An 8,393-nucleotide genomic window follows, 5' to 3' on the forward strand; every position below is an offset into this window, starting at 1 on the left:
ACATAGAAACCATAGAACTCACTTAAGAAATATTAGTTTTTACATAAAAAGGACTGACGCCAACAATTGAATTAATGTTGACATCAATCCTATATCTTGATTCGCATGACTTCAGAGAACAAATACAATCCTAATAATTACCACTACAACCGTTTAATATTTCTGTGCGGCATACTCCGGCTCGTCCTCGAAGCTCGGGAACCGGTACTCCCGCACCAGCACGCAGTTGCTGAACGAAATTTTGACGCTGAGCAGCAGATCGCCGCATGTGCGGGCCGATCCATGCTGGAAGCCGATGTTATACAGCTTCCACTGATCGCGCGGCAGTTGATCGAACGTGATGGCCGATCCATACGAAGCGCCATACTCGTCGTGGAGCTCTGCGGTCAGCTTAATCTCATACGCAACCGGCTGGCTGTTATAGACCCCGATCTGCGCAATAACGCCGCTGCTCTGCGAGCCGTTCTCGAGCCGAAGCGTAGGACGAATCAGCAGCTTGCTGTCCCGCTCCTCGCGGTCCAGCCATTCGGCCTGCTGGAGCTCGCCGCCGTCGTCCCACGGACCCGCTACCTGCAGATGCAGGCTGTCTTCTTCAGGCGGCGGCATAAGACCTGTGCCCCGTGCGCTCTCGGCCGGCCCCAAATAGGTGTGCTTGCGGCCGCGTTCGTTCAACGCCTGAACGGATTCCATGACCAGCTTCTGAAGCACCGTAATGGAATCGACCATCCATACTTTCAGCACATGCGCGCCTGCCGCTGCCGCGTGCAGCATCACCTTCGCTTCGCGTTTGCTGACGATGACGCTGTGCTCCCAATCATGCTCATGGAAGCCGCCGTCCTCGCTGCGCTTCACGGCATCGGCGATCACGATCGGCCCGTCATCGAGCGAGAAACCGATTCGCACGCTGCCGCCCAGCACACAATCGAGCGTCGGCGCCACGATAGCCGTCGTCTCATAGTCACCTGCTTGACGCAGGTAGACATCATACTCCAGATGAGGAGCGTCCAACAGGTCTGCAGGCGTCAGCGCCGTCACCGGAAATACGGCCATCGACGACAACGTACGGCCGTAGCCGTCGATTCGCTCCCAGCCCGCTCCGTCTTGGCCCTCTGACTTACGCGCGTAGTGCTCGGCTTCGATCGCAACGACACCATCGCGTTCCAAGAAGCCGGTCATCGTCTCCCGTTCCGACTGCGCCGGCTGATAGACCGGCACCGTTACCTGAACCTCCGTTCCGCACGAACCCGTTACCATCAGCACTGCCGACACCGCCTTCCCGGCAGGCACCTGCTCCCAATCGGCCGAAACGGCAACACGCTTCTGCAGCAGCAGCGATCCTTCCGTCACGTCAAGCTTCAACCAATCGCAATCCGCCGCTATGTGGAAGCCTAGCCCCTCTTCCCCTCGGTTGAACAGTTCAACGAACGCTGCCGGACGTGTATCCGGATCCAGCTGCGGCAGCCGGCACTCCGCCTCTGCACCCGGCCAAGCCTCCGCCGACTCCTCAACGGCTACGCCCAGCTTCGCTTCCGCGCCCGCCGATACCCGCCGGACTTCCGACATGATGTTGCGTTCCGGGCAGTTCCAATACGTGTACCCGATATGCTTCTGATCCATCAGGTGATTCCATTTGCCCAGCGCGACCCGATTGTTATAGTCGAACGTCAGCTCCGCGTCGCGGCGGAACAGCCGCTCGGCCGTCGCCGCCGTCAAGTTAGCTGCCGCTCGGCCCTGCTCCGCATACCGTTTATTGTAAGAGGCTGCAATGTACAGCTCTACAATCGTTACCGAAGCATGAACGGGATGATACACCAATTCGAAGAACGCATCGCGCAGATGATCCGGCATCGTCATGTACAGCTGATCCGCCAGCGTTCTCATCTCCGAGCATACGGACAACAGATCCTCCGCCTCGCGGCTGTGGACCGGGCTGTACGTCTCCGCCATGTTGATATTCTCCGGCTTGATCCGGCCGTTCAGCTTCGTATACATCGCGAGCAGCCAAGCGATCTCTTCCGCATTCGTATCGCCGAAGACCGATGCCGCCCAGCTCACAATGAACGAATGAACGTTATCCTTCGTGAACGACGGCATATCCCAGCCCATCCGGAGAAAATAATCGATCGGCAGCTCCATCGGCTTCAAGCCGCCCACGTTCAGTATCCAAATGCGGTCGGCGCCGAATTCGTACGCCTTGTTCATTTGCTCCCACATTTTCTGAAGCGGCATGACGTTAATCCATTTGTACGATCTCGGACCGCCTGCATAGTCGAGGTGATAGTAGATGCCCGCCCCGCCCGAACGGCTGCGCTCCTCCGGCGTCGGCAACCGGCGCAGATTGCCGTGGTTGTCGTCCGACCACAGCAGCGTAACGTCGTCCGGCACGTGCATGCCGCTCTCGTAGTAATCCTGCATTTCTTTATCTAACACCCACAGCTGCGGCACTTGGGCGACGTCCTCGCTCACATGTTCAGCGAGTATCGCGCGCTGATCCGCTACGATCCGCTCCAGAAGCTTTATTTTGGACACTATATCGGGTTGTTCGTCCATCGACTCGTCGCCGTCGCCGCGCATACCGAGCGTGACAATACTCTCATAGTTGCGGTTCCGCTTGACGCCATGCTCCCAGAACTTGCGCAGAAATTCGCCGTTCTTCTCATCGTTCCATGCGCCTTGGCCGCCGCTCTTCCACTCGCCGTGCGACCGGGTCATCGGCTCATGAGGGCTCGTCCCCATGACGATGCCGTACCTGTCGGCCAGACGCGGATTCTCTTCGTCGTCCTCATTGAACGCATTGTCCCGCATAGCCGGCCACAAATAGTTCGCCTTCAAGCGCAGCAGAAGCTCAAACACTTTCTCATAGAAGCCGGAGACGAAATCGCCATAACGTTCGCGCACCCATGCCATCATCGAAGGACCTTCATCGTTAATATAAATGCCCCGGTATTTCACGGAAGGCTCGCCCTGCTTGTAAGTGCCTTGGCATACGAACAGCGAATCGCGGCGAACCGCCGGCACGTCCGCCCACCAATACCACGGTGATACGCCGATCGCTTCCGATACGTCATAGATGCCGAATATCGTGCCCCGCTTGTCGCTGCCAGCGATAACGAGCGCCTCGGCCAATCCGGGAACGGGCTCCGCAACCGTCTGAATGACGAACGACTCCCACTTGCCCGCCGTGTCGGCCGCATCAAGCTTGCCGCTTGCGGCCAGCTCGTCAATGAGCCCGCCGCGTCCAATCGTACCGATAATAACCGCACGCTTCGACCTTCCGCTCCATTCGGCGTTCAGATCCGGCTTCAAACCTGTCACTCGCTGAATATCCTGCTGCAAGTCACTGCCCGCTCTCGCGACGCCCTCGAATTCACCTGAACCGATAATCAGCTCGGCGGCTTGTCCGTTATGCGCGAGAGCAAAGCTCGCCTCTTCTCGGTTGTCGATGAACTGAACATAGGTTGGCCGTGTCATTCGCCTCTGCTCCCCTGCCCCCATACCAAACGTTGGGTTTTATTCCCATGATAACAAGAAATAGACCCAAATAATTAAAGGCAATGCTTCGAAATGTTTAGCAGCTCCGCATGTCCCCTCGGTTACTTCCACCAAGCAAAGCTAGGATAAACGCCTTTCTCCGGACGGATCAGAACCGTCTCTCCGATGCGCGGCGTCGTCACCTGCACGCCCCGTTCCTTCGCTCGCTTCGTCGCCCGCTCGACCGGATCGGTCCAATCATGCAGCGCCAGAGTAAAAGCAGCCCAATGAATCAGAAGCATAACTTGTCCGCGCACGTCGATATGCGCTTGCACCGTCTCCTCCGGCATCATATGAATCGCTGCCCAGCTTTCGTTATATTGGCCGCACTCCATCAGCGTGAAGTCGAACGGCCCGTAACGCTCTCCGATCTCGGCAAAATGAGGCCCGTACCCGCTGTCGCCGCTGAAATATACGCTGGCCTGCCGGCCTTTAATGACCCATGAGCACCACAGCGTCGAGTTGCGGTCGTTCAGACTTCTGCCCGAGAAATGTCTCGCAGGCGCACATACGAGCTCAAGCCCGTGAAATTCGAATTCGTCCCACCAGTCGAACTGCTTGATCCGGCCCGGCTCAACGCCCCACCGTTCCAGATGGCTGCCGACGCCGAGCGGCACGATGAATTGTTTGACCTTCCCCTTCAGCTTCTTGATCGTTCCGTAGTCCAGATGATCGTAATGATCGTGAGAGAGGATGACCGCATCAATCTCCGGCAGCTTCTCGATCTGAAAAGGAAGCGTTCCGCTGTAACGCTTGCCGCCGATCGCCGGGAACGGCGACGGAGCGGAACCGAACATCGGATCGAGCAACAGCGCTTTGCCGTCCAGTTCCAACAGCGCGGCAGAATGACCGAACCATGTAACGGCAGGCTGTCCGCCGGTTCGAATCTTCTGTACATCGAAGTCCGCCATTGGCAGCGGCTGATCCGGCTTTTTGCGGGGATTGCCCTTCATATACTGCTTCAGCAGCGGCGCCCAATCCCGAACATTCATGCTTAACGAAGTCGGGATCAGATTCACGAAGATGCCTTTCGTGTAGTTAGCCGACTTCAGGTTGCGGCTGACTTGTTCCTTCCTTGCTTTCCTGCCGAAAGCCGGATAATAGCGCAGTACAGCAACGGTTGCGACAATAATGGCTGCCGCAATCGCCGCGATGGCGAGTACAATGTTCATGGTCGTCTCCCTCATCCCAATCGTTAATAGGCTACTTCTAATTAAACGAAATCGGCCATCTCAATGCAATCTTCTTGCCGTCTCGAACGGCAAGGTTAGGATACAACAGGTTCCCTCTCCCATTGCGGAACGCAGCTCGAACGATATATCCCCTGTGCCGGAGCATGCTTGCATGCATCCGGCACAGTCATTCATACATATAAGTCATCATGAAGAAGCAATTGGAGGAATCCATTATGACCGCTGTCAGTATCGTACTGCTCGCCCAGCATGCCGCTCTTGCGTCCGGCTGCGCGGATGCCATTCGCCGTCACACCCTCGTTCCGTACGAGCTTATTGTGGTCAATGACGGCAACCAGGCAGCCATTGACCAAGCCTTCGAGGACAAGAACGCCGTGCTTGCACCAACGCCCGTGCTCACGGGGGTTGCCGCCGGTTTTAATCTCGGAGCAAGCATTGCGCGCGGAGAGCGCATCGTATTCATTCGCGATCACGTCCGTGTGACTGCGGACTGGCTGCCTCCGCTGCTTGTCGGCCTGGACGGTCATCCGAAAGCGGCCTTCGCAGGCCCGCTCAGCCATGGGGTCAGCGGCATTCAGCAGTCGAGCATCCCCATCGAAGCGGTCGAGACGATGCCGGCGGACGTTCGCAAGCAATGGGCGGACTCTGCCGGCGGCACGCAGCGCGTCTCGCGTCTGCTTAGCTTCCTGCTAACCGCAGACCGCCAAGCCTTCTTGGCGCTCGGCGGATTCGACGAAGGCTACCGCTACGAAAGCTACGAGGATGACGATCTGTGCCTGCGCGCGCTGCAAGCGGGTCATGAGTTGTACGTCGTACGCGACAGCGCGGTGCATTATTTGACGCCTCCGCCTCTTTGGGCCGACAATCCGAACTTCCTTCAGCATCAGATGGCCGTCAACCGGCAATACGCACAGAAGAAGTGGGGTGACGATGTCACTTCCCTGCTGTTCCGGCAGCCCCGCCCGGTCACGGTCAGCTTGTGCATGATCGTCAAGAACGAGGAAGCCACGTTAGCAAGATGTTTATCGAGCGTTGATGGTGTCGTCCATGAGATCAACATCATTGATACAGGCTCGACCGACCGTACCAAGGAGATTGCCCAGTCGTTCCAAGCTCGCGTGTTTGATTTCGAATGGGTGAACGATTTTGCCGCCGCCCGGAATTTCGCCTTCTCTCAAGCGACCTGCGAATACTTGCTATGGCTCGACGCGGACGATATTCTTCTGCCGGAAGATGCAGCCAAGCTGCAAGCGCTCATTCAGGCACTCCCTTATGAGACGGACGCAGTGTCCATGAATTATCATCTGGCCAAGGACGAATACGGGAACGTCACGAGCAGTCTGCGCCGCAACCGCTTGGTTCGGCGAAGCCGCGGATTCCGGTGGATTGGCGCGGTGCACGAGTATCTCGAGGTGTACGGCAGCATCATGGCTGGCGATATCGCCGTTACCCATGACCGCGTCCATACCCAATCGGACCGGAATCTGAAAATATACGAAGCAAAGGTAACATCCGGAGCCGAGCTCGGCGCAAGGGACACCTATTACTTCGGGAACGAATTGTTCGACCATCAGCTGTGGGAACGCGCTGCCGAGCAGTATGAGAAGCTGCTTCAATTCAGCGAGGTATGGATCGAAGACCGGATCGGCGCCTGCGGCAAGGCTGCGGAATGCTACGACCACATGGGCCTGCTCGAGCAAGCGAAGCAGAAGGCGCTGCAATCGTTCGTCTATGCCGCTCCGAGGGCGGAGAACTGCTGCCGGCTCGGAAGCTTCTTCATGAAAGAGCAGCGCTACAGCGAGGCGGCATTCTGGTATAGGCTGGCGACCGAGCTGCCGAAGCCGGATGCCATGGCGCACACGATACACGCCTGCTGGACCTGGCTGCCCTATCTTCAGCTATGCGTATGCTATGATCGGATGGGCGAGCACCGTTCGGCCTATGAAGCGAACGAACGCGCAGCATCATTCCGGCCGAACGATGAACGAATTCAAGCCAACAAGAGCTACCTGTTGAGCCGGTTGCAGGCTGTCAATTAACCGTAAGCTGTTCAGCTTAGGAAAAAAAATCGCCGAACGCACCGGATTCCGCTTCATGCAGCGGGAACCGGCTCGTTCGGCGATTTTGTCATATAGCAAAGGCGGCTGACTCTTTCAATTCAAGCTTCGCAGCTGCTCGTCCAGCTTGCGGAACGCTTCGTGCATCCGATCCTGCGGGACTGCCGCATATCGTTCGCCAATGCTGACCTCGAAATAGCAGTTGGAATCTTCTTTCTCCCGCACGATATGGGTAAAGCCAACGCCCGTCTCTTGGCTGACCGCGATGAACATCGGCTCCACCGCCTCCTTCTTCCCCGCGATATGGACGTGGAACATGTTCGATACCGGTACTTCGGGCACCGTCGTGATAGCATGACAGCTGTTATACAGAGCAGCAAGTTCAATGGCTTCCTTGTAGTACCGCTCCATGTGAGGCAGCCGCAGCTTCATGTAGTAGTCGGCACTTAGAATATACGGATACAGGCTGATCAAATCGCCGCCGTGCCTTCTTTTCCAAATCTTCGCCTGCTCCGTCATGTCATACTCGCCAGCCAACATCGCTCCGGCAATGCCCCCAAGCCCTTTGTAAAACGAAATGTAGACACTGTCAAACAAGCTGCACACCTCTTCGGCCGTCTTGCCGTAATAAGGGAGAATCTCGAACAGTCTCGCGCCGTCCAGATGAAGCTTGATGCTGTTGGACCTGCAATACGCAGCAATCGCTTCAAGCTCTTCATACGGCGGCAGCTGCCCGCCGATCTCACGCTGCGGCAGCTCCAGCAGGAGGCAGGCGACGCCTTCCGGCATGCCCTGCACATCCGCCAGCCGAACCGGCCGCGTCTTGTCCGCCAGCAGAATCGGCTCGAGATGATGAAGCTCTTTCATGCCGTCCTGCTCATGAATTTCGAGGTGGCACAGCGGGTGATAAGCCACTTTCTTGCTGCCCGCCGCATCCGACCATATGCGAAGCGCGATCTGCTGCGCCATCGTACCGCTCGGGAAGAACACGGCTGCCGGCTTGCCGAGCAGCTGCGCTACGTCAAGCTGGAACTGCTCAATTACAGTGCCGGTCCCGTAGATATCACTGTCTTGCTCGCCCTCATATTGATCGAGCGCCTCCTTCAGCACGCCGACATTTCTCGGGCCATGGCCGATGAGCGGAAAGCTCGATTTGTTGTATACCTCGGATAGGAATGGACTCGGCTTCATGAAACTTTCGCTCCTTTGTAAGTGACTGCTTGCTGCGCTGCGCATTCGGACAGACGGATGCCCGGCGCCTCATCCTGCATTGGCTGCGGACGCGGCGAATGGCGCACTTTTCCTCATTTAATTAGTATGAGCATTGGGAGCATATTGCACTCTGAACAACTTAGCACTTTAACGAAAGCATTGAAGCCGAGTGTGGTAGGGATGTAGCAGGTTGGCGCGGTTGTGCGATAGGCGAGTTGGCGTGGGCGATAGAGGTGCAGATTGGGGCGATTACCGGGTTGGCGTGGGCGGTACCGAGGTGCGATTGGTGGGGCGGGTGGGGCGAGAGCGTGGTGGTGCGGTTGGTGGTGCGTTTGGCGGTGCGTTTGGCGGTGCGTTTGGCGGTGCGTTTGGCGGTGCGTTTGGCGGTGCGTTTGGCGGT

The 8,393-nt window shown here is 57.4% G+C and carries 4 protein-coding genes; 1 reads left to right on the plus strand and 3 read right to left on the minus strand.

Features of this window, described 5'->3' with window-relative positions; genetic code table 11:
• Positions 1–153: 153 nt before the first annotated feature.
• Positions 154–3,471: a glycosyl hydrolase 115 family protein gene (locus tag PKO01S_RS23105; protein WP_127533809.1), complete on the minus strand. Its 3,318-nt coding sequence runs from the start codon at positions 3,469–3,471 to the stop codon at positions 154–156.
• A gap of 122 nt (positions 3,472–3,593) precedes the next feature.
• Positions 3,594–4,703, minus strand: coding sequence for an MBL fold metallo-hydrolase (locus PKO01S_RS23110; RefSeq protein ID WP_127533810.1), 1,110 nt, complete (start codon positions 4,701–4,703; stop codon positions 3,594–3,596).
• A gap of 236 nt (positions 4,704–4,939) precedes the next feature.
• Between PKO01S_RS23110 and PKO01S_RS23115 the strand changes: the two genes are divergently transcribed.
• Positions 4,940–6,763 carry a glycosyltransferase gene (locus tag PKO01S_RS23115; RefSeq protein ID WP_164779719.1) on the plus strand — a complete coding sequence of 608 codons (1,824 nt, stop codon included), beginning with the start codon at positions 4,940–4,942 and terminating at the stop codon, positions 6,761–6,763.
• A 114-nt stretch (positions 6,764–6,877) separates the two neighbouring features.
• Here the strand turns inward: PKO01S_RS23115 and PKO01S_RS23120 are convergent, their stop codons facing one another.
• Positions 6,878–7,972 carry a threonine aldolase family protein gene (locus tag PKO01S_RS23120; protein ID WP_127533812.1) on the minus strand — a complete coding sequence of 365 codons (1,095 nt, stop codon included), beginning with the start codon at positions 7,970–7,972 and terminating at the stop codon, positions 6,878–6,880.
• Positions 7,973–8,393: the final 421 nt, after the last annotated feature.

Source organism: Paenibacillus kobensis NBRC 15729, from assembly GCF_004000825.1.
Taxonomy (GTDB): Bacteria; Bacillota; Bacilli; order Paenibacillales; family Paenibacillaceae; genus Paenibacillus_T; species Paenibacillus_T kobensis.

What these genes read in the sequence shown, in the direction of transcription:
- PKO01S_RS23105 (WP_127533809.1), bottom strand. Translation starts at nt 3,471, where the DNA reads ATGACACGGCCAACCTATGTTCAGTTCATCGACAACCGAGAAGAGGCG.
- PKO01S_RS23110 (WP_127533810.1), bottom strand. Translation starts at nt 4,703, where the DNA reads ATGAACATTGTACTCGCCATCGCGGCGATTGCGGCAGCCATTATTGTC.
- PKO01S_RS23115 (WP_164779719.1), top strand. Translation starts at nt 4,940, where the DNA reads ATGACCGCTGTCAGTATCGTACTGCTCGCCCAGCATGCCGCTCTTGCG.
- PKO01S_RS23120 (WP_127533812.1), bottom strand. Translation starts at nt 7,972, where the DNA reads ATGAAGCCGAGTCCATTCCTATCCGAGGTATACAACAAATCGAGCTTT.